This is a genomic window from Rahnella sp. BIGb0236, assembly GCF_004364755.1.
In the GTDB taxonomy this organism is placed as follows: domain Bacteria; phylum Pseudomonadota; class Gammaproteobacteria; order Enterobacterales; family Enterobacteriaceae; genus Rahnella; species Rahnella victoriana.
Genome location: NZ_SOAO01000002.1, coordinates 520,433 through 539,927, shown reverse-complemented (window position 1 = coordinate 539,927; position 19,495 = coordinate 520,433). Strand labels below are relative to the sequence as shown.

Here is a 19,495-nt window from a genome sequence, read left to right as displayed (position 1 = left end):
GAGTCGACGCTGACGTATGTTTATCCGGTTTCTGGCCGCACCTTCCCATGAGATTTCACTCCTGCAAAGAAGGGAAATACTGCGCATTTTCACCTTTATGCTGTGCGTGACTTTATTCCTTTTCTCGTTTTCCGGTCATGCCGCCAGTAATGATGTGCCGGGCCGCAATGAAATCCAGAATCAGCTTGATGCACTCAACCGTCAAAAAAACCTGACACCGGTTGATAAGCTTTCGCAGCAGGATTTGATCCACACGCTGGAATATCTGGATGCGCTCGAAAGGGTGAAACAGGATGCCAGTCAGTTGCAAAAACAGGTCGCCGAAGCGCCGCAAAAACTGCGGGTGGCGATGGAAGGTCTCGACCAGATCAAAAACAACCCCAAAGATGACGTCAATAAAGCGCAGCTTGCCGCGTTATCCCTGCGTCAGCTGGAAAACCGTCTTAACGATACCCTCGACGATCTTCAGTCTTCTCAGGAAGATTTATCGACGTACAACACCCAGCTGATTTCGCTGCAAACCCAGCCCGAACGCGTGCAGAACGCGATGTACACCTATTCGCTGGCGATCCAGAAAATTCGTAATCAGCTCAACGGGATGTCGCCGGGCCAGCAGGATTTACGCAACTCACAGCAAAATATGCTGGTCACCCAGCAGGCGCTGCTGAGCGCGCAGATTGATCTCCAGCGCAAGAGTCTGGAGGCCAACACTACCTTGCAGGATTTGCTGCAAAAACAACGTGATTACACCAATGCGCACATCAACCAGCTGGAGCATACCGCGCAGTTGCTGCAGGAAGTGGTGAACGGCAAACGGCTGATTTTGTCTGAACGCACGGCGAAAGAGGCACAAACGCCGGACGACACCTCGGATATCCAAAATGATCCGCTGGTGGCGCAGGAACTGGGGATTAACCGCCAGCTCAGCGAACGCCTGATTGCCGCAACAGAAGAGGGCAATCAGCTGGTACAAAAAAATATCACGGTGAAAAACTGGCTCGACCGCTCGGCGCAGGCTGAGCACGATCTGAAGGAGCAAATCACCGTGCTGAAAGGCAGCTTATTGCTGTCACGCATTTTGTATCAGCAACAGCAAAATACCATTCCGCCGTCCGGCCTGATGACCGATATGAGCACGCGGATTGCTGATTTGCGCCTGGAGCAGTTCACCATTAACCAGCAACGTGACGCCTTATTTCAGGGCGACAGTTACATTCAGGGCGTGGTGAGCAACAGCAAAGAGACGATCAATGACGACATCAGTGATGCGCTCGACCAGATTGTCGATATGCGCCGTGAACTGCTGGATCAGCTGAACAAGCAACTCGGCAATCAGCTTTCTCTGGCCATCAATTTACAGATTAACCAGCAGCAGTTGCTGAGCATCAACCAGTCGCTGACAGAAACGCTGACGCAGCAAATATTCTGGGTCAGCAGTAACAAACCGATGAACTGGGAGTTTCTGAAATCTCTGCCCGGTGAAGTGAAAAGTCAGCTCAGCGGTCTGCACGTCAGTATTCCTCCGGGCGAACTGATGCTCGGGGCGCTGCATTCTCTGCCGGTGACGGTTCCGCTGCTTTGCGCCATTCTGCTGCTGTGGTGGCGCAGGAAATACATCAACCAGCGGATCGACATACTGAGCAACGATGTCGGACAGCTCAAGCGTGACAGCCAGCTGCATACGCCGCAGGCGCTGCTTTTGGTGGCGCTGAATGTGCTGCCGGGCGTGCTGCTGACGCTGGGAATTGGTTACTGGCTTTCCCAGTGCGATATCGAACCAAGCGACTTTTTGTGGACGCTGGCGCAGCGGCTGGCGGTCTTCCAGATGGTGATGGGCTTCTGCTATCGCATTCTTAAACCGGGTGGCATCAATGAGCGGCATTTCAGTATGCCAGCCACCACCTGCGCGCATTACCGCCGTTCTGTGATCCGACTGAGTCTGGTGACGTTGCCGCTGATTTTCTGGTCGGTGCGGGGCGAAAAAGCGCCGCTCGGGCTGGTGGATGACATTATCGGGCAGGTGGTGATTTTCCTGACGTTGCTCGCCCTGACCGTGCTGGTGTTTCCGATTGCCCGCGATGGCTGGCGCGAAAAAGACTCGCACAGCATACGTCTGGTGGTGGTCACCGCTATCGCGCTGGCCCCGGCGTTTATGGTCGGACTGGTGGTCACCGGTTACTTCTATACCACGCTGCGGCTGGCGGGGCGCTGGATTGACAGCCTTTACCTGCTGATTTTCTGGAATGTCATTTATCTCACCGCGTTGCGGGGATTGAGCGTGGCCGCGCGGCGTCTGGCTTACCGTCGTGCGCTGGCACGCCGCCAGACCGCGGCGGTGAAAGATGGCCTGGAAGGCAATGAACCGGTTGAAGAACCGCAGATCGGGCTGGATCAGATCAACCAGCAATCGCTGCGTCTGACCACCATGGGACTGTTCTTTATTTTCGCCACCGTGTTTTACTGGATCTGGTCAGATTTACTGACGGTGATTTCGTATCTCGACAGCATCACGTTATGGCATTACTCCAGCACGGTGGCGGGCGCAGCCATTCAGCAAACCGTGACGCTGGGGAATTTACTGCTCGGTTTCCTTGCGGTGATTGTGGCGTACGTCTTAACCCGCAACCTGCCGGGATTGCTGGAAGTGGTGGTGTTGTCGCGGTTGCAACTGCGGCAGGGGACGTCATACGCCATCACCACCATCCTGACTTATTCCATCACGGTAATTGGTGCGGTGACGGCACTCGGATCGCTCGGTGTCTCATGGGATAAACTGCAATGGCTGGTGGCGGCGCTGTCGGTCGGGCTGGGCTTTGGCTTGCAGGAAATCTTCGCCAACTTTGTTTCGGGGCTGATTATCCTGTTCGAACGCCCGGTGCGTATCGGCGATACCGTGACGATCGGCACCTTCTCCGGCACTGTCAGCCGTATCCGTATCCGCGCGACCACGATTATCGACTTCGACCGCAAGGAAGTGATCATCCCGAACAAAGCCTTTGTGACCGAGCGGCTGATCAACTGGTCACTGAGTGATACCGTCACCCGTGTGCTGATCAAACTCGGCGTGGCCTACGGATCTGATCTCGACAAAGTGAAAGAGATTCTGTTGCAGGCGGCGCATGAAAATACCCGCGTGATGAGTGATCCGGCGCCGCTGGTGTTTTTCCTGAATTTCGGTGCCAGTACGCTCGATCATGAATTGCGGGTGTATGTGCGTGAGCTGGGCGACCGCAGTTATACCGTGGACGAGCTTAACCGCAGCATTGATAAGTTGTGCCGTGAAAACGGCATCAACATTGCGTTCAATCAGCTGGAAGTGTACCTGCATAACCAGGATGGTCACGACGTGCAGGAGGTCAAACGGGTCATGCGGCAGCCGGGCGATGAACCGGATGCGATGCCACAGAGCTGAACCTGTTCGTGCCATTCAGGGGAATGCGATAAGTTCCCCTGAAACAGGCAGCCGGACGGCTTAAAGGTAACTGATCGACAGGGTACTTTTGCTGTTTTTCAGCTTTTCCTGATAATCGCGCTGAACGATTTCCAGTGCTGCAAGAGCCGTTTCCGGGGCAATTTCATTGCACTCAAGCAGGTAAATCAAATCGACAGCAAGCTGAAGTTCGGGGGGCGCATTCTCTACGGACATATTGGCCAACATTATGATTAGCAGGTTTTGGACTTACCATTATAGATAAGAAAAGCCCGGCTCTGAATGCCGGATTAAAAAAATGTGATAAAGATTCAAAAACCTTTTTCCTGACGCTCGATTTGTCTCTCTATTTTAGCCAGCGCCTGACGACAGCGCATTAAACGCCCTTCCAGTGCCGCAAGTTCCTTCTGTACCCGCTGCTGATCGCTGAACGTCGCCAGCTGACCGAGCGTGGTTTCCCGGTCTTCAATCATCGCAATCAGACGTCGCTCGAACTGCTGTGTTTCCGCCAGTTTGGTATAATTATCATGGCTTTTGCGCTCCGGAGTCTGGTGCGTTTTACGCAGCGTCTGGGTCGCCAGTTCACGCTGCATGGCGGTAATCTGGGCCACCAGACGTTCGGCAATAAAAGCCACCTGCGCAGAACGTTTTTCGACGACTTCCTGATTCAGTTGCTGCAAATTGGTCTTAATTTCTGCCAGATAATCGCGCAGACGGGTGCCTTTGGTGGAAAAAAGCGCCACATCAAACCGGGCCTGTGAGGCGGAAACGTGACCTATCGGTTCAATTTCCCGCGCCAGTGTTTCGATCTGCTGATCAAGGACATGTAAAATTCGTTCAGTGCTCACCGATAATCTCCCTTAAACTCCGGCGTAGCTTACCGGTATGACAGCCTCTGCGCACTTGTTTACACTGAGAAACCGCAAACCGGGCAAGGTGCCTGTTTTAAACCGAAGGAAATGCATGAAACGCATACTACTGATTACTGTTGGCTGGTTGTGCGTGGTGCTGGCGACGCTTGGCGTGGTGTTACCGCTGTTGCCGACCACGCCGTTTTTATTGCTGGCCGCCTGGTGCTTTGCCCGCTCGTCGCCGCGTTTTCATCACTGGCTTTTGCACCGCTCCTGGTTTGGCAGCTATCTGCGACACTGGCAGACATACCGCGCGTTACCGAAAGGGGCGAAACCTAAAGCGGTCGCGCTGATCGTCGTAACCTTCGCGATTTCGATCTATTTCGTGCCGTTATTATGGGTGCGTATTTTATTGGTTTGCATGATGTTTGCGTTGCTGATCATGATGTGGCGATTACCAGTGGTTGACCTTGAGCAATAAAACAGGCGATCATGTCCGGCTGCGGGTTGCTTTTTAAAGCAGCTTTGCATAGATTTGGGCATCTCGTACGTCGGTGCGCTCCCAATTTCCTTCCTTGAACGACATGCTTTATCAGGGCATGACGGGGGACATTTGACCGCCCGCGTTTAAGTATGAACAGCAGCTTTATCAGGCAATTAACATTATGACCGCTACCGCACAGCAGCTACAGTTTATTAAAGACAGTATCAAAACCATCCCTGACTATCCTAAGCCAGGCATACTGTTCCGTGACGTCACCAGCTTGCTGGAAGACCCAAAAGCTTACGCTGCAAGCATTCAGTTACTGGCCGATCGTTACCGCGATGCCGGTGTCACCAAAGTGGTGGGCACTGAAGCACGTGGCTTCCTGTTTGGCGCACCGGTTGCGCTGGTTCTGGGCGTGGGCTTTGTTCCCGTGCGTAAACCGGGCAAGTTACCGCGTGAAACCATCAGCGAAACCTACGATCTGGAATACGGCACTGACAGCCTTGAAATCCACGTTGATGCCATTCAGCCTGGCGAAAAAATTCTGGTGATCGACGATTTGCTGGCAACGGGTGGCACGATTGAAGCCACTGCGAAACTGATCCGCCGTCTGGGTGGGGAAGTGACCGATGCGGCATTCATCATCAACCTGCCGGAACTGGGCGGTGAAAAACGCCTGAACGATTCAAATATCAACTGCTACAGCCTGGTCTGTTTCGACGGCCACTGATTGATGTAAAAAGTTGATGTGAACTGGCCTCGCCGTTAAACGCGAGGCCATTTGCTTTCTGCGCCGCTATTTTCCGCTATCTCCTGCCCAGACCACCATCACCTTATCGTCACCCCGCTGACGGCTGAAGGCGTAATATTGCGCTGTCTGCTGCGATTTCTGCACCCCTGCGCCCACCGCCGGATGCTGCTCCCTGAATTTCCCCAACGTCTGCCAGTGCGTGAGTAACGCCTGTTTCGCGCCGGTCAGTTCATTCCAGTTCATGTCAGAGCGGGTGCCCTGCAAAGGATCGGAGCCTGTCGGGCCGGACTGACGCCCGCTTTCGTCGCCGTAATAAATCTGCACCGCGCCCGGAGCCAGCAGTAACAAATCGGCTGCACGCTGTTGTAAGGGCAGAGAACCTTTGGCATCGGCCGCAAAAAACAGCCGCGTATCGTGTGACGACAGATAACTCAGCACATTGAAATCCTGCATTTTCTCTGCCATCTGCTGATACGTCGCATCGATATTTGCAAAACAACTCAGCGCCGCCGCTGCCTGATCCTGAAAATCAAAGTTGATCATGGCGTCGAAGCCATTGTCGTAATAATCGCTTTTCATTACGCCGTGCCCCCAGGCTTCGCCGGTCATCCAGAACGGCGCATCATCCAGTGCTTGTTCAGGATGGGCCGCTTTCCACTGTTGCAGGGCTTCTGCGGAACGGGTTTTGAGTAATGCCAGTGTCGGTTTCTCCACGTGTTTGGCGGTATCGACGCGGAATCCGTCAATGCCGTAATCCCGCACCCACTGGCTGAGCCAGGTGACCAGATAGTCGCGCGGTGTTGCCCCGGCAATCTCTCTGGCGGCGGTATCGGGCTTGTGGCGATAGAAAACGGGCAGGCCGCTGGCTTGCGTGGATTCGGTTTTAATGTCCGGCAGGAACGCCAGCGACATGGTCAGATCGTCATAACCCGGCGGATCATAATCGCCGATATCGGTGCGGATCCATTTTTTCCCCCACCAGGTGCTCCAGCCCTCTTTGTCGCCAAAATTGATGTAATCATTAAAGCTGTGCCAGTTCTGGCCGGGGCCGGGTTGCCAGTCCGTCCAGTTTTTACCGAGTGTTTTTTCGATGTCGCTGCCTTTCAGGTACAAGGCACCGAAATGGAAGGTTTGCATATCCGCCAGCGTGGCGTAGCCGGTGTGATTGACCACCACATCAAACAAAATGCGGATCCCGCGCTTATGCGCTTCGCTGACCAGTTTCTGCAAATCTTCGCCGGTACCCATATTGGCATCGAGTTTGGTCCAGTCGAGGGTGTAATAGCCGTGATAGGCATAATGCGGGAAATCGCCTTTGGTGCCGCCGCCGACCCAGCCGTGGATTTGCTCGAGCGGCGAGCTTATCCACAGCGCGTTCACGCCAAGCTTTTGCAAATAATCCAGCTTGCGGGTCAGCCCGGCCAGATCGCCGCCGTGGAAAGTGCCGATGTCCTGCATTCCGTCATTGTGACGGCCATAGCTGTGATCGTTATCCGGATTGCCGTTTTCAAAACGATCGGTCAGCACGAAATACACCGTGGCGTTTTTCCAGCTGAACGCCGCAGGATTTTTACGCGCTGCCGCTTCCAGCAGCAATAAACCGCCGCTGGCCGGATCCGGCAGCATCGTGATGTGGCCGCCGCTGACCTGTGCGCTCTGACCAGAATAAAAATCGCGGACCGTTTCTCCTTCGGCAAAGGTGCCGGAAACGTCAACCGTCAGTGGCTTGCCGTCCCGTCGCGGACAGGTTTTTGCTACCGCCGCGACGGCTTCCTGCGCCGTTTTCAGGCTCAGCTGAAGCGTGGGGGTGCCGCTGCGGGTATCGATCCGCACCTGATAATCACCGGCGCGGAACTGTTTCCAGTGCGCCGGCGGGTTGTTTTCACAGGGTTGCAGCGACAGCATTTCGTTAAGCTTTACCGCACCCGAAGGCTGCCAGCATTGATTATCCTGATGTAATTCCAGCGTGCGCTGTCCTTTAGGTAACGCGGCGTTGCTGGTGAATATTCCGCTGACAGGTTCGGCAAACGCAGGGAAACCTTGCAGCGTCCAGCTGGCCTGTACGGCGGGGGATACGAGCAGTAATAAAGGCAGTGTCAGGCGTTTCATGGCTCTCCTTGACGGGGCAGAAAGCATTATCAGAACAGAGGGGATTCAGTGTAATCCGTGTGCAAAATTTGCCCTCATCCCCCGGGGCGAATTGTCAGGAGGAGGAGGAAGGCGGAGAAACGGCGGCGTGCCGGGCAAAAAGTAAAGTAATAGGAATGATGGCGACCCTGCTGGTACACTAAGAAGTGGCAGTCTGGCTCCGGCATCATTATGCTGAGTCTTCAGTCTCCGTTTCGCAGACCAGCGCAGAAAGACGGGTTAAACGATGTTTTTTCGTGTATCGTCAAATTATTCATTATAAATCAACGATGAAGTGTTAATGAGCTATCAGGTTCTTGCCCGTAAGTGGCGCCCCCAAACTTTTGCCGACGTCGTCGGACAGGAACATGTGCTGACCGCGCTGGCCAACGGCCTGTCGCTCGGGCGCATCCATCACGCCTACTTGTTTTCCGGTACCCGTGGCGTAGGGAAAACCACCATCGCCCGTCTGCTGGCGAAAGGGCTTAACTGCGAAACCGGCATTACGTCCACACCTTGTGGCGTATGCGATAACTGCCGCGAAATCGAGCAGGGCCGCTTTGTCGATCTGATTGAAATCGACGCCGCTTCCCGTACCAAAGTGGAAGACACCCGCGAACTGCTTGATAACGTGCAATACGCACCGGCGCGTGGCCGCTTCAAAGTTTACCTGATTGACGAAGTGCACATGCTCTCGCGTCACAGCTTTAACGCGCTGTTGAAAACGCTGGAAGAGCCGCCTTCGCACGTCAAATTCCTGCTGGCAACGACAGATCCGCAAAAACTGCCGGTCACTATTTTATCGCGTTGTTTGCAGTTCCATCTGAAAGCGCTGGACGCTGAACAGATCCGCAAACAGCTCGAACACGTATTAACGCAGGAAACCATCACCACGGAACCGCGCGCCTTGCAGTTGCTGGCCCGCGCGGCCGACGGCAGTATGCGTGATGCGCTGAGCCTGACCGATCAGGCGATCGCGATGGGGCAGGGTGCGGTCACTACCGACACCGTGGCACAAATGCTCGGTACGCTTGACGATGAACAGCCGCTGGCGATGCTCGAAGCGCTGGTCAGCGCCGATGGCGGCCAGATGATGGCGCAGGTCGAACAGGCCGCGTCGCGAGGCGTGGACTGGGAAAACCTGCTGGTGGAAACGCTGGCGCTGCTGCACCGCATTGCGATGGTTCAGCTCCTGCCGTCCGTTCTCGATAATCATTACGCCGCGATTGAACAACGTCTGCGTGAGCTGGCGCGTGTCATTCCGCCAGCTGACGTGCAGCTTTATTACCAGACGTTGCTGATTGGCCGCAAAGAGCTGGCGTACGCGCCGGACAAACGCATGGGCGTTGAAATGACGCTGCTGCGCGCGTTGGCCTTCCACCCGAAAGTGATCATTGCTGAACCGGCACCGCAACCGGCAGCCGCACCGGCGTATGTGGCACCCCAGCCCGTACATCAGGCGCCGCCGCAACAGCCAACACCGCAAAATTATAATGCCCCGCCGCCGCAGGGAAGTACCGAACCGGCGGCGATGCCAGATTCCACCGCGCAACTTTTACAGGCGCGAACACAATTGCTCAGGCAGGGGAGTACCACCCCAAAAAAAGCTGAGCCGGCAGCGCCAGGAAAAGCGCGGCCGGCAACCTCAGCACTGGAGCGCCTCGCTTCGGTGACTGAACGTGCGCAGACATTGGCGGTGAAGAAAGAACCTGCCGCGCCGATAAAAGAAGAAGCCTATCGCTGGAAAGCGATGATGGAACCGGAAGCCGCGCCTGAACCGGTGGCGACACCGAAAGCGTTGCGTACCGCGCTGGAACATGAAAAATCGCCGGAACTGGCTTCCCGTCTGGCGGAAGAAGCGATTGAACGCGATGAATGGGCGGCTGAAATCAGCCGGATGACCATTCCGAAACTGGTGCAACAACTGGCGCTGAATGCCTACCGCGAGCAACCGGAGCCGGGAAAAATCTGCCTGCATCTGCGTTCATCGCAAAAACATCTGAATTCGCCGTCCGCGCAGAAAGTGCTGACGGATGCCTTGTCGGCATTGCATCAGACGCCGGTTGAACTGACCGTGCTGGAAGATGATAATCTGGCGGTGAAGACGCCGCTGGAATGGCGACAGGCTATTTATGAAGAAAAACTGGCGCAGGCGCGTCAGTCTATTATTGCGGATAACAACATCCAGACCCTGCGTCGTTTCTTCGATGCGGAGCTGGATGAAGAAAGTATCCGCCCAATTTAAACGCCGCGATTGTGACGCGGCCATTGCTGAGAGAGAAGACTATGTTTGGAAAAGGCGGCATTGGTAACCTGATGAAACAGGCCCAGCAAATGCAGGAAAAAATGCAACAGGCTCAGGCGGAAATCGCTCAGCTGGAAGTGACCGGTGAGTCAGGCGCTGGCCTGGTGAAAATCACCATCAACGGTGCGCACAACGTGCGTCGCGTTGAAATCGATCCAAGCCTGCTGGAAGACGATAAAGACATGCTGGAAGACCTGATCGCTGCGGCGTTCAACGATGCCGCACGTCGTATCGATGAAACTCAGAAAGAAAAAATGGCAGCCGTATCTGGCGGCATGCAATTGCCACCAGGCTTTAAGATGCCGTTCTGATGCAAACCAGCCCTCTCCTTGAATCTTTAATGGAGGCGTTGCGTTGCCTGCCGGGCGTTGGCCCGAAGTCCGCGCAACGTATGGCATTTCAGCTGCTGCAACGTGATCGCAGTGGCGGAATGCGGCTGGCGCAGTCTTTAACGCGTGCCATGTCTGAAATCGGCCACTGTGCCGATTGCCGTACTTTTACCGAGCAGGAAATCTGTACCATTTGCGCCAATCCACGGCGTAAAGAAAACGGCCAGATTTGTGTGGTGGAAAGCCCGGCGGACATTCACGCGATAGAACAAACCGGTCAGTTCTCCGGTCGCTATTTTGTGCTGATGGGCCACCTGTCACCGCTTGATGGCATCGGGCCTGACGACATCGGTTTAGGCCGTCTGGAAGAGCGTCTTGAAAGTGAAAACATTCAGGAAGTGATCCTCGCGACCAACCCGACGGTCGAAGGTGAAGCGACCGCCAACTACATCGCTGAAATGTGCGGCCAGTACGGCGTGCTGGCGAGCCGTATCGCGCACGGTGTGCCGGTCGGTGGCGAACTGGATATGGTGGACGGCACCACGCTGTCACATTCCCTTGCCGGGCGTAATCCCTTCCGGTTCTGACTGTTATGCGGGCGCGGTCTTCTGCGCCCCGTTTTCTTCCGCTATCCCTCTGCATTTCTTCCTAAAAATTTGTCCCTGTGCTTGAAAAGCACGACGCCTAACCCCACTTATTCCTCAACGTCTGATTTGGTCAATAACAGTATCTGGATTGAGGTAATTTGATGAGTATGAAAGGACAAGAGACACGCGGATTCCAGTCTGAAGTAAAACAACTTCTTCATCTGATGATCCACTCCCTGTATTCAAACAAAGAAATTTTCCTGCGCGAGCTGATCTCCAACGCCTCAGATGCGGCGGATAAACTGCGTTTCCGCGCCCTGTCAGCCCCTGAACTCTATGAAGGCGACGGCGAACTGCATGTGCGTCTGGCGTTTGACAAAGAAAAACGCACCCTGACGCTGAGCGATAACGGCATCGGCATGAGCCGTGACGAAGTTATCGATAACCTCGGGACAATCGCCAAATCCGGCACCAAAGCCTTCCTGCAATCCGTCGGTTCCGAGCAGGCGAAAGACAGCCAGCTGATCGGTCAGTTCGGTGTCGGTTTCTATTCTGCCTTTATCGTGGCGGATAAAGTGACCGTGCGCACCCGTGCAGCCGGTGCCAGCGCCGAAGAAGGCGTATTCTGGGAATCGGCCGGTGAAGGCGAGTACACCCTGGCAGATATCGAGAAAGCCGATCGCGGAACGGAAATCACCCTGCATCTGCGCGAAGATCAGGACGAATTCCTGGATGACTGGCGCGTGCGTTCCATCATCAGCAAGTACTCTGACCATATTGCATTGCCGGTTGAAGTGGAAACCCGCAACGAAGAAGACGGTACCGTCACCTGGGAACAGATCAACAAGGCGCAGGCTTTGTGGACCCGCGGTAAAGCGGAAGTCACCGACGAAGAATACAAAGAATTCTACAAACACATTTCCCATGATTTCAGCGATCCGCTGAGCTGGAGCCACAACCGCGTTGAAGGTAAGCAGGAATACACCAGCCTGCTGTATATCCCTTCACAGGCACCGTGGGATATGTGGAACCGTGATCACAAGCATGGCCTGAAACTCTATGTTCAGCGCGTGTTCATCATGGACGAAGCCGAGCAGTTCATGCCGAACTACCTGCGTTTCGTGCGGGGTCTGATAGATTCCAACGATCTGCCGCTGAACGTGTCCCGTGAAATTCTGCAGGACAGCCGTATTACCCAGAACCTGCGCAGTGCGCTGACCAAACGTGTTCTGCAAATGCTGGAAAAACTGGCGAAAGACGACAACGAAAAATACCTGCAATTCTGGAAACAGTTTGGTCTGGTATTGAAAGAAGGCCCGGCAGAAGACGGCGCGAACAAAGAAACGATCGCCAAACTGCTGCGTTTCGCCAGCACCCGCAACGACAGCAGCGAGCAGACATTGTCGCTGGAAGAGTATGTGGCGTCGATGGTCGAAGGCCAGGATAAAATTTACTACATCACAGCCGACAGCTATGCCGCCGCGAAGAGCAGCCCGCATCTGGAACTGTTCCGCAAAAAAGGCATTGAAGTTCTGCTGCTGTCTGACCGCATCGACGAATGGATGATGAGCTATCTGACTGAGTTTGATGGCAAAGTCTTCCAGTCCGTCAGCAAGGCCGATGACACACTGGACAAACTGGCTGACGAAAGCGAAGAGCAGAAAGAAGCCGAAAAAGCGCTGGAACCGTTCGTTGAGCGCGTGAAAACGCTGCTGGGTGAACGTGTGAAAGACGTGCGTCTGACGCATCGCCTGACCGACACGCCAGCCATCGTCACCACCGGCGCCGACGAAATGACCACGCAGATGGCAAAACTGTTTGCCGCAGCCGGTCAGGACGCGCCGGAAGTGAAATACATCTTTGAACTGAACCCGGAACACGCGCTGGTGAAACGTGCTTCTGATGTGGCTGACGAAGATCAGTTCAGCGAATGGATCGAGCTGTTGCTGGATCAGGCGCTGTTCGCCGAACGCGGCACGCTGGAAGATCCAAACCTGTTTATCCGCCGTATGAACACGCTGTTGCAGGCGTAATCGTCTGATGTACTAGTCATCTGATGTAACAGAAAGGGTGTCGTTTACGCGACACCCTTTTTTATTGCTCCGTTTCTGCCTCTTCCTGTATCCAGTCCCTGAAAACGCGGATCTCCGGCTCGTCACTGCGCAAATGACTCACCAGCATGGCGGTGGCTCGGTCAGCTTTGCAAAAGCCCGCAGGTGCCAGCAGCGAGCCTTCCGCGAGCTCTTTCTTGACCAGCATTTTGGGCGTCATGCTGAACCCTAACCCCGTTTTTGCCGCCTGAATCGCCAGCATCAGATTATCGAAGTGCTTGCCTGCGCTGAAATCCCCGCGCGCACCCGTGACGTTCGCCCATTCCTGCCAGGCATTTATTTTCGTCCGGGCGTGCAGTAAAGGCAGCGACGTGAAATCCGGCGGTGAGGACAGTGTCCCGCATACGCCCGGCGCGCAGACCGGGCCGATAAAATCAGAACCGATTAACGTGGCTTCAAACTCTTCATGCGTGACGTGATGATCGCTTTTAATCAGCACGTCGGCGCGCTGGTTCGTCAGCAAACTGATGTCGGTTTGTGTCTGAAACGACAAGGTGATCTGCGGGTGTTGCAGCGAAAACCGGCTGATACGAGGTAACAGCCATTGCGCCAGAAAGCTGGCAGAACAGGCAATCGTCAGGTGATGTTCACGGCGGTGACGCATCTGATGACAGGTTTTTTCAATCTCACTGAACACCTGATCGCAGCAGGCTTTCAGCCGGACGCCGTCGGCGGTGAGATAAACGCGTCCGGCTGTGCGATTAAATAACACAGTACCCAGCCAGCCTTCCAGATTCTTTATCTGATGGCTGACCGCGCTGTGCGTCACGTTCAGGGAATCTGCCGCTGAACTGAAGCTCTCGAATTGCGCCGCCTGTTTGAAATAGTGCAGGGCGCGCAGGGAAGGAAGGTCATTCACGCGTATACCTTGTTAGTTTTTTTCATCTTCTGTGTCTGTTTATATCATTTTTTTTACCGCCGGAAGCCCTTTAGTCTTGTCGCAAAATGAATGACAGGAGTGAAACATGCGTCAATTTGCGCCGGTGAACGGCAATCTGATCGGCATTCTCGGCGGGGTGATCCTCAGTACCGATTCCGTTTTTATCCGCCTGATGGCGATCGAAGATTCATGGCTGATTGTGGTGCTGCGCGGGGTATTTATGTGGGCACTGGTGGCGCTGGTCTGGTTGTTCTGGCCTGCATCGCGTTCCACATTGGGCGTGCCGTGGATCACCCGTAAAAATGCGCTATCAACGTTGTTTTTCTGTATCGCCTCCGCCTGTTTCGTCAATGCGCTCAATCGCGGCAGTATCGCCACGGTGCTGGTGATCATCTCTTCCACGCCTTTTGTCTCCGCCATTATCTCGCGCTGCTTTTTCGGTATCCGTATGGATAAAACGCTGATGCTGGCCGCGCTGGCCGGTATGGCGGGCGTTGCCGTGGTGATGAGCGGACACCCTGCCGGACGCGATCCTCTGGCGAATTATTTCGCGCTGGCCACCGCCATCTCAATGGCACTGGCGTTTATCTTCGCCTCTAAGGTCGAAACCGGCACCGTCGGGCTGCCTTCGCTCGGCGGTATTCTGGCGTCATGTTGTGCGGTGATGTTTTCAGGAGGTCATGTTTTACAGGGTTTGCCCGCGTTAGCCGGGGAACAATGGCGATGGGTGGCGCTTGAAGGGGCGGTTATCATGCCGCTGGCGATGGGGCTGATTGCGCTGTCAACCCGCTTTGTTTCTCCGGTTAATGCCGGGCTTTTTTTACTGCTGGAAACCGCGCTGGCACCGTTATGGATCGCCTTGTTTTTACACGAAAATCCTGCCCCACAGGCCCTGGTTGGCGGGGCGATAATTGTGCTGGCGGTGGTCTCCCAGACCTGGTGGATAAAGCGCCACCCCGGACAGGCTTAACCCCAATTTCAGCAGGGGGAGTTCCTTGAGCAAAATGGCTCAGAATGGTATGGTTGACCGTTTTTCGAGATTCATAAAAATTACATGCAAGGGGATTTACGCAATGCGTATCATTCTGCTGGGCGCTCCGGGCGCAGGTAAGGGTACTCAGGCTCAATTCATCATGGAGAAATTTGGCATTCCGCAAATTTCTACCGGTGATATGTTGCGCGCCGCTGTGAAGGCCGGAAGTGAGCTCGGCAAGAAAGCAAAAGAGATTATGGATGCCGGTAAACTGGTGACCGATGAACTGGTTATCGCACTGGTGAAAGAACGTATTCAGCAGGAAGATTGCCGCAACGGTTTCCTGTTAGACGGTTTCCCTCGCACCATTCCGCAGGCTGATGCCATGAAAGACGCGGGCATTAAAGTGGATTACGTGCTGGAATTCGACGTGCCTGACGAACTGATCGTCGATCGCATCGTTGGCCGTCGCGTACACCCGGGCTCTGGCCGCGTGTACCACATCCAGTACAATCCGCCAAAAGTGGAAGGTAAAGACGATGTCACCGGCGAAGACCTGATCACCCGTAAAGATGATCAGGAAGAAACCGTGCGTAAACGTCTGGTGGAATACCATGAGCTGACTGAGCCGCTGGTGTCCTACTACAGCAAAGAAGCGGAAGCGGGCAACACTCAATACGTCAAAATTGACGGCACACAGCAGGTTTCCGCTGTGCGTGACGAACTGGCTGCAATCCTGAGCTGATCGTCTGTTCTGCGCGCGATCACGGGGTGACTTCGGTCGCCCCGTTTGTTTTTCTGCGCCAACGCATCTGTAGCTTGAAGTATGAAGGGGATTAATAACTGTTCGCATTGATAGCTTATGCCGTTGTTCCCATCGCCTTTGTTTTCGTTACAATGGCCTGCGCCTCTTTGCTGCATCACAAATAAACGGGGGCGCCCATCATTTTTCGCACTGACTTCGGTGCCTTCAATTTAGGAAATTCAGCATGACGCAGACCAAATTCGGTGTTCTCCTGGTCAACCTCGGGACACCGGACGCTCCGACCCCGCAGGCCGTTAAAAAATATCTGGCTGAATTTTTGAGTGATATCCGCGTGGTTGATACGCCCCGTCTGCTGTGGTGGCCGATCCTGAATTTTGTGATCCTGCCGCTGCGTTCTCCGCGCGTGTCGAAACTGTATAAAGCGGTATGGATGGACGAAGGTTCGCCGTTGATGGTGTACAGCCGCCGTCAGCAAAAAGCGCTGGCAGAACGCCTGCCGGGAACGCCGGTGGAACTGGCGATGAGCTACGGTAAACCGGGCATGAAAGACCCCATTGAAAAACTTCTGGCGCAGGGTGTCACCAAAATGGTGGTGCTGCCGCTGTATCCGCAATATTCCTGCTCGACCAGTGCCGCGGTGTTTGACGGCGTGGCGCGGGTGCTGAAATCCCGGCGTCGCCTGCCTTCACTGAGTTTTATCCGCGATTACGCCACCCATCCGGCGTACATTTCCGCGCTGAAAGCCAGCATCCTGCGCTCGTTCGAACAGCACGGCGAACCGGATCGTCTGGTGCTTTCTTTCCACGGCATTCCGAAGCGTTTTGTCGCTGAAGGCGATGACTACGAACAGCGTTGCCGCGATACCGTGCAGGCGCTGACCGACGCGCTGCAACTGCCTTCAGGCAAAATTATGCTGACCTTCCAGTCACGCTTTGGCCGCGAGCCATGGCTGACGCCGTACACCGATGAAACGCTGAAAGGTCTTCCGGCTCAGGGAGTTAAGCATATTCAGATCCTGTGTCCGGGCTTTGCGGCAGACTGTCTGGAGACGCTGGAAGAGATCAAAGGCGAGAACCGTGAAATTTTTATTCATGCAGGCGGCGAGCGCTTCGAATATATTGACGCCTTAAACGACCAGCCGGAGCATATCGATTTGCTGCAACAGCTGGTCACTCAGCACTTCTGAATGAAGCCTGAGCCTGTTGAATTTCCCGAGAAAACTGAATGAAATTTCCTGGTAAACGTAAGTCCAAACACTATTTTCCGGTCAGTGCACGTGACCCTTTATTGCGTGATTCTATGTTGCAGGCGATGCAGCCGGAATCGGAAGCAGGGGCGTCTTATATCGTTGGCATCGATCAGACCATGGTCGATATCGAAGCGCGTGTGGATGAAAATTTTGTGTCCCGTTACGGGCTGACACCCGGCGAATCCAACATTCTTGATGATGAGATGTCGGAAGCGCTGTATCAGGAACTGATGAGCCACGCGCTGATCAGCCATCAGTTTGCCGGTGGCACCGTCGGCAATACGCTGCATAACTATTCCGTGCTGGCCGACGACCGTTCGGTGCTGCTGGGCGTGATGTGTAACAACGTCAAAATCGGTGATTACGCGTACCGCTATTTATGCAATACCTCCAGCCGCGTGGATCTCAACTTCCTGCAGGGTGTGGACGGCGCCATCGGGCGTTGCTTCACGCTGATCAGTGACACCGGCGAGCGTACGTTTGCCATCAGTCCGGGCAAGATGAATGAGTTACAGGCGCACAGCGTGCCGGAAGATGTGATAGCCGGCGCCTCTGCGCTGCTGCTGACTTCGTATCTGTTGCGCAGCAAGCCGGGCGAACCGATGCCGGAAGCCACCATGCAGGCGATTGAATACGCGAAAAAGTATCATGTACCGGTGGTCTTAACGCTGGGCACGCAATACGTTATCGCGGAAGATCCGCATGCATGGCGTGATTTCATCCGTGAAAACGTGTCGATTCTGGCGATGAACGAAGATGAAGGTTTTGCGCTGACGGGTCTGAAAGATCCGCTGATGGCGGCAGATAAGGCGCTGGACTGGGTCGATCTGGTGCTGTGTACCGCCGGGCCGAACGGTCTGTTTATGGCGAGTTATACCGAAGAAGAATTCAAACGCACCACCCAGCATCCGCTGCTGCCGGGGGCGATTGCCGAATTCAATCAGTACGAATTCAGCCGCGCAATGCGCCGTGACTGTTGCCAGCAACCGCTGAAGATTTATTCCCACATCGCACCTTACATGGGCGGGCCGGAAAAAATCATGAACACCAACGGAGCGGGTGATGGCGCACTGTCTGCGCTGCTGCATGATATCGCCGCCAACGGTTTCCACCGCACCTCAGTGCCCAACTCCAGCAAACATGCCCGCGAGTATCTGACCTATTCCTCACTGGCGCAGGTGTGTAAATACGCCAACCGCGTGAGTTATCAGGTGCTGAACCAGCATTCACCGCGTCTGACACGTGGCCTGCCGGAACGCGAAGACAGTCTGGAAGAGAGTTACTGGGAACGATAAACTCACCGGGAACGAAAAGTGAAAAGGGCGGGAAATTGAATCCCCGCCCTTTTTTTCAGCCCGCCTGTACCTGATTCCTGCCCGACGTTTTTGCGCGGTATAGCGCGTCATCCACCCGTTTAAACAGGCTGGTAAAATCTTCACCGGTTTCGTATTGCACCACTCCGACGCTGACCGTGACCGACGGCAGATCAGGGCGGGCAAACCGTTCTACGGCCGTACGCAGTGTTTCCGCGACATGCAGCGCGCCTTCCAGACCGGTCAGCGGCAGCAAAATCAAAAACTCTTCGCCACCCCAGCGGAATACGGTATCGCTCTCGCGGATGCCGGTTTCCAGCGTTCGCGCCAGCATCACCAGCGCGTCATCACCTTTGTTGTGTCCGTGCTGATCGTTAATCGCCTTGAAATGATCGGCATCCACCAGCATCAGGCTGAAATTGTGCGTGCGTTGCGGGTTTTGCGTCCGCGCATTTTCCACCAGTTGCATGAACTGGCGGCGGTTTCCCAGTCCCGTCAGCGGGTCGCGCAGGGCGGCATGTTCCAGTTCCTGCTCGAGGCGTTTCTGTTCGGTAATGTCGTGAATAATACATAGCATCAGCCGGACGCCTTCCAGATCCACCGGTCCGGCGTACGTCTGCACGTGGCGCAAGTTGCCGTCTGCCAGTTTATGCACAAAGGTCAGTGGTTTGTGACCGCCGGGCAGACGGGCGATTTCGTGCATCACCGGCAACACATCCTCACCCATCGCGTTGATTTCCCATGTGTGTTTCATACAGATGTCATCACGTGAGTAGCCATAAAACCGGGTTGCGGCCAGATTGGCATCCACAATTTGTCCGTTATTGGCCGGGTCGATCAGCAACATCGGCGCGCTGTTGGTCTGGAAAAAACGTTCATAGAAACTACTTTCGTCGCGGCGATAAGGTCTGGCGTTATCCGGGAAAGGGCCGGGGACGGGCACATTTGCCGCCGAGGTATGTGCGCCCTCAAAGACAATCGCCGGTTCCTGAATGCCAAACTGCGCCAGTGAAAGACGGCAACTGAGCGGAAAAGCGCGGCCTTCCTTGTGAATGGTCCAGATCTCAATGATCTGATCCCCTTTCTTCAGGTTCGGCAGGTAAGAGTCGAGGGATTGCTGGGAATGCACAGAGAACTGACCATTGCGCAACGGGCCTAACAGGCTGTTACCGGCGAGCACTCTGGCGGCCGTATTGGCAAAAAGAATATGCTGGTTATGCGTTGAGACAACCCAGACCGGCGTGCTCAATATGTTTAACGTTTCCAGTTGGGATAGCAACATCGCAGTACCGATCAATATTTGGCATGAGCACAGAATACCGCGAATTGATCTGAT

Annotated in this window: 16 protein-coding genes and 1 other annotated feature; of the genes, 11 read left to right on the top strand and 5 right to left on the bottom strand. The window is 54.8% G+C overall.

Features of this window, described 5'->3' with window-relative positions; all coding sequences use genetic code 11:
• The first annotated feature begins 97 nt into the window (after nucleotides 1-97).
• Nucleotides 98-3,412 (top strand): mechanosensitive channel MscK, encoded by a 3,315-nt coding sequence (mscK, locus tag EDF78_RS06030; RefSeq protein ID WP_243839423.1) that lies wholly within the window; start codon nucleotides 98-100, stop codon nucleotides 3,410-3,412.
• A gap of 60 nt (nucleotides 3,413-3,472) precedes the next feature.
• On the opposite strand, the gene rsmS is transcribed toward mscK, so the two are convergent.
• Nucleotides 3,473-3,646, bottom strand: a complete 174-nt coding sequence (gene rsmS, locus EDF78_RS06025) for a pleiotropic regulatory protein RsmS (protein ID WP_015690305.1) — start codon at nucleotides 3,644-3,646, stop codon at nucleotides 3,473-3,475.
• Between the two features lie 95 nt (nucleotides 3,647-3,741).
• The gene (locus EDF78_RS06020) at nucleotides 3,742-4,278 is read right to left on the bottom strand and encodes a primosomal replication protein (RefSeq protein WP_095924982.1); all 537 of its coding nucleotides are present in this window, start codon (nucleotides 4,276-4,278) and stop codon (nucleotides 3,742-3,744) included.
• Between the two features lie 115 nt (nucleotides 4,279-4,393).
• On the opposite strand from EDF78_RS06020, the gene EDF78_RS06015 reads away from it, so the two are divergent.
• Nucleotides 4,394-4,762 (top strand): DUF454 family protein, encoded by a 369-nt coding sequence (locus tag EDF78_RS06015; RefSeq protein ID WP_095924983.1) that lies wholly within the window; start codon nucleotides 4,394-4,396, stop codon nucleotides 4,760-4,762.
• Nucleotides 4,763-4,946: 184 nt separating this feature from the next.
• Nucleotides 4,947-5,498, top strand: coding sequence for an adenine phosphoribosyltransferase (gene apt / locus EDF78_RS06010; RefSeq protein ID WP_013576602.1), 552 nt, complete (start codon nucleotides 4,947-4,949; stop codon nucleotides 5,496-5,498).
• A gap of 66 nt (nucleotides 5,499-5,564) precedes the next feature.
• On the opposite strand, the gene EDF78_RS06005 is transcribed toward apt, so the two are convergent.
• Nucleotides 5,565-7,628: an alpha-amylase gene (locus tag EDF78_RS06005; RefSeq protein ID WP_133822730.1), complete on the bottom strand. Its 2,064-nt coding sequence runs from the start codon at nucleotides 7,626-7,628 to the stop codon at nucleotides 5,565-5,567.
• Nucleotides 7,629-7,947: 319 nt separating this feature from the next.
• Here EDF78_RS06005 and dnaX point away from each other — a divergent pair, with 319 nt between their 5' ends.
• The 4 genes from dnaX (at nucleotide 7,948) to htpG (ending at nucleotide 12,900) form a co-directional block, all read left to right on the top strand.
• Nucleotides 7,948-9,891, top strand: a complete 1,944-nt coding sequence (dnaX, locus tag EDF78_RS06000; RefSeq protein ID WP_133822729.1) for a DNA polymerase III subunit gamma/tau — start codon at nucleotides 7,948-7,950, stop codon at nucleotides 9,889-9,891.
• Nucleotides 9,227-9,291 (top strand) — a sequence feature (DnaX frameshifting element). (Overlaps the previous gene by 65 nt.)
• A 41-nt stretch (nucleotides 9,892-9,932) precedes the next feature.
• Nucleotides 9,933-10,262, top strand: a complete 330-nt coding sequence (locus EDF78_RS05995; RefSeq protein WP_013576599.1) for a YbaB/EbfC family nucleoid-associated protein — start codon at nucleotides 9,933-9,935, stop codon at nucleotides 10,260-10,262.
• A complete protein-coding gene (gene recR / locus EDF78_RS05990) occupies nucleotides 10,262-10,867 on the top strand; it encodes a recombination mediator RecR (RefSeq protein WP_095924987.1) in 606 nt (201 codons plus the stop codon). Before EDF78_RS05995 ends, recR begins: the two co-directional genes overlap by 1 nt.
• A gap of 167 nt (nucleotides 10,868-11,034) precedes the next feature.
• Nucleotides 11,035-12,900, top strand: a complete 1,866-nt coding sequence (gene htpG, locus EDF78_RS05985; protein WP_162928694.1) for a molecular chaperone HtpG — start codon at nucleotides 11,035-11,037, stop codon at nucleotides 12,898-12,900.
• Between the two features lie 61 nt (nucleotides 12,901-12,961).
• Here the strand turns inward: htpG and EDF78_RS05980 are convergent, their stop codons facing one another.
• The gene (locus EDF78_RS05980; protein WP_133822728.1) at nucleotides 12,962-13,837 is read right to left on the bottom strand and encodes a LysR substrate-binding domain-containing protein; all 876 of its coding nucleotides are present in this window, start codon (nucleotides 13,835-13,837) and stop codon (nucleotides 12,962-12,964) included.
• 106 nt (nucleotides 13,838-13,943) lie between these two features.
• On the opposite strand from EDF78_RS05980, the gene EDF78_RS05975 reads away from it, so the two are divergent.
• The 4 genes from EDF78_RS05975 to EDF78_RS05960 all read left to right on the top strand — a co-directional run bounded on the left by EDF78_RS05975 (nucleotide 13,944) and on the right by EDF78_RS05960 (nucleotide 18,141).
• Nucleotides 13,944-14,828 carry a DMT family transporter gene (locus EDF78_RS05975; RefSeq protein ID WP_133822727.1) on the top strand — a complete coding sequence of 295 codons (885 nt, stop codon included), beginning with the start codon at nucleotides 13,944-13,946 and terminating at the stop codon, nucleotides 14,826-14,828.
• A gap of 103 nt (nucleotides 14,829-14,931) precedes the next feature.
• Nucleotides 14,932-15,576, top strand: coding sequence for an adenylate kinase (gene adk / locus EDF78_RS05970; protein WP_095924991.1), 645 nt, complete (start codon nucleotides 14,932-14,934; stop codon nucleotides 15,574-15,576).
• Nucleotides 15,577-15,820: 244 nt separating this feature from the next.
• Complete coding sequence (gene hemH / locus EDF78_RS05965) at nucleotides 15,821-16,783, top strand: ferrochelatase (RefSeq protein ID WP_133822726.1); 963 nt, start codon at nucleotides 15,821-15,823, stop codon at nucleotides 16,781-16,783.
• A gap of 38 nt (nucleotides 16,784-16,821) precedes the next feature.
• Nucleotides 16,822-18,141, top strand: coding sequence for an inosine/guanosine kinase (locus EDF78_RS05960; RefSeq protein WP_133822725.1), 1,320 nt, complete (start codon nucleotides 16,822-16,824; stop codon nucleotides 18,139-18,141).
• 55 nt (nucleotides 18,142-18,196) lie between these two features.
• Here EDF78_RS05960 and EDF78_RS05955 read toward each other — a convergent pair whose 3' ends face one another.
• Entirely contained in the window at nucleotides 18,197-19,441 is a 1,245-nt protein-coding gene (locus EDF78_RS05955) for a sensor domain-containing diguanylate cyclase (RefSeq protein ID WP_095924994.1), read from the bottom strand.
• Nucleotides 19,442-19,495: the final 54 nt, after the last annotated feature.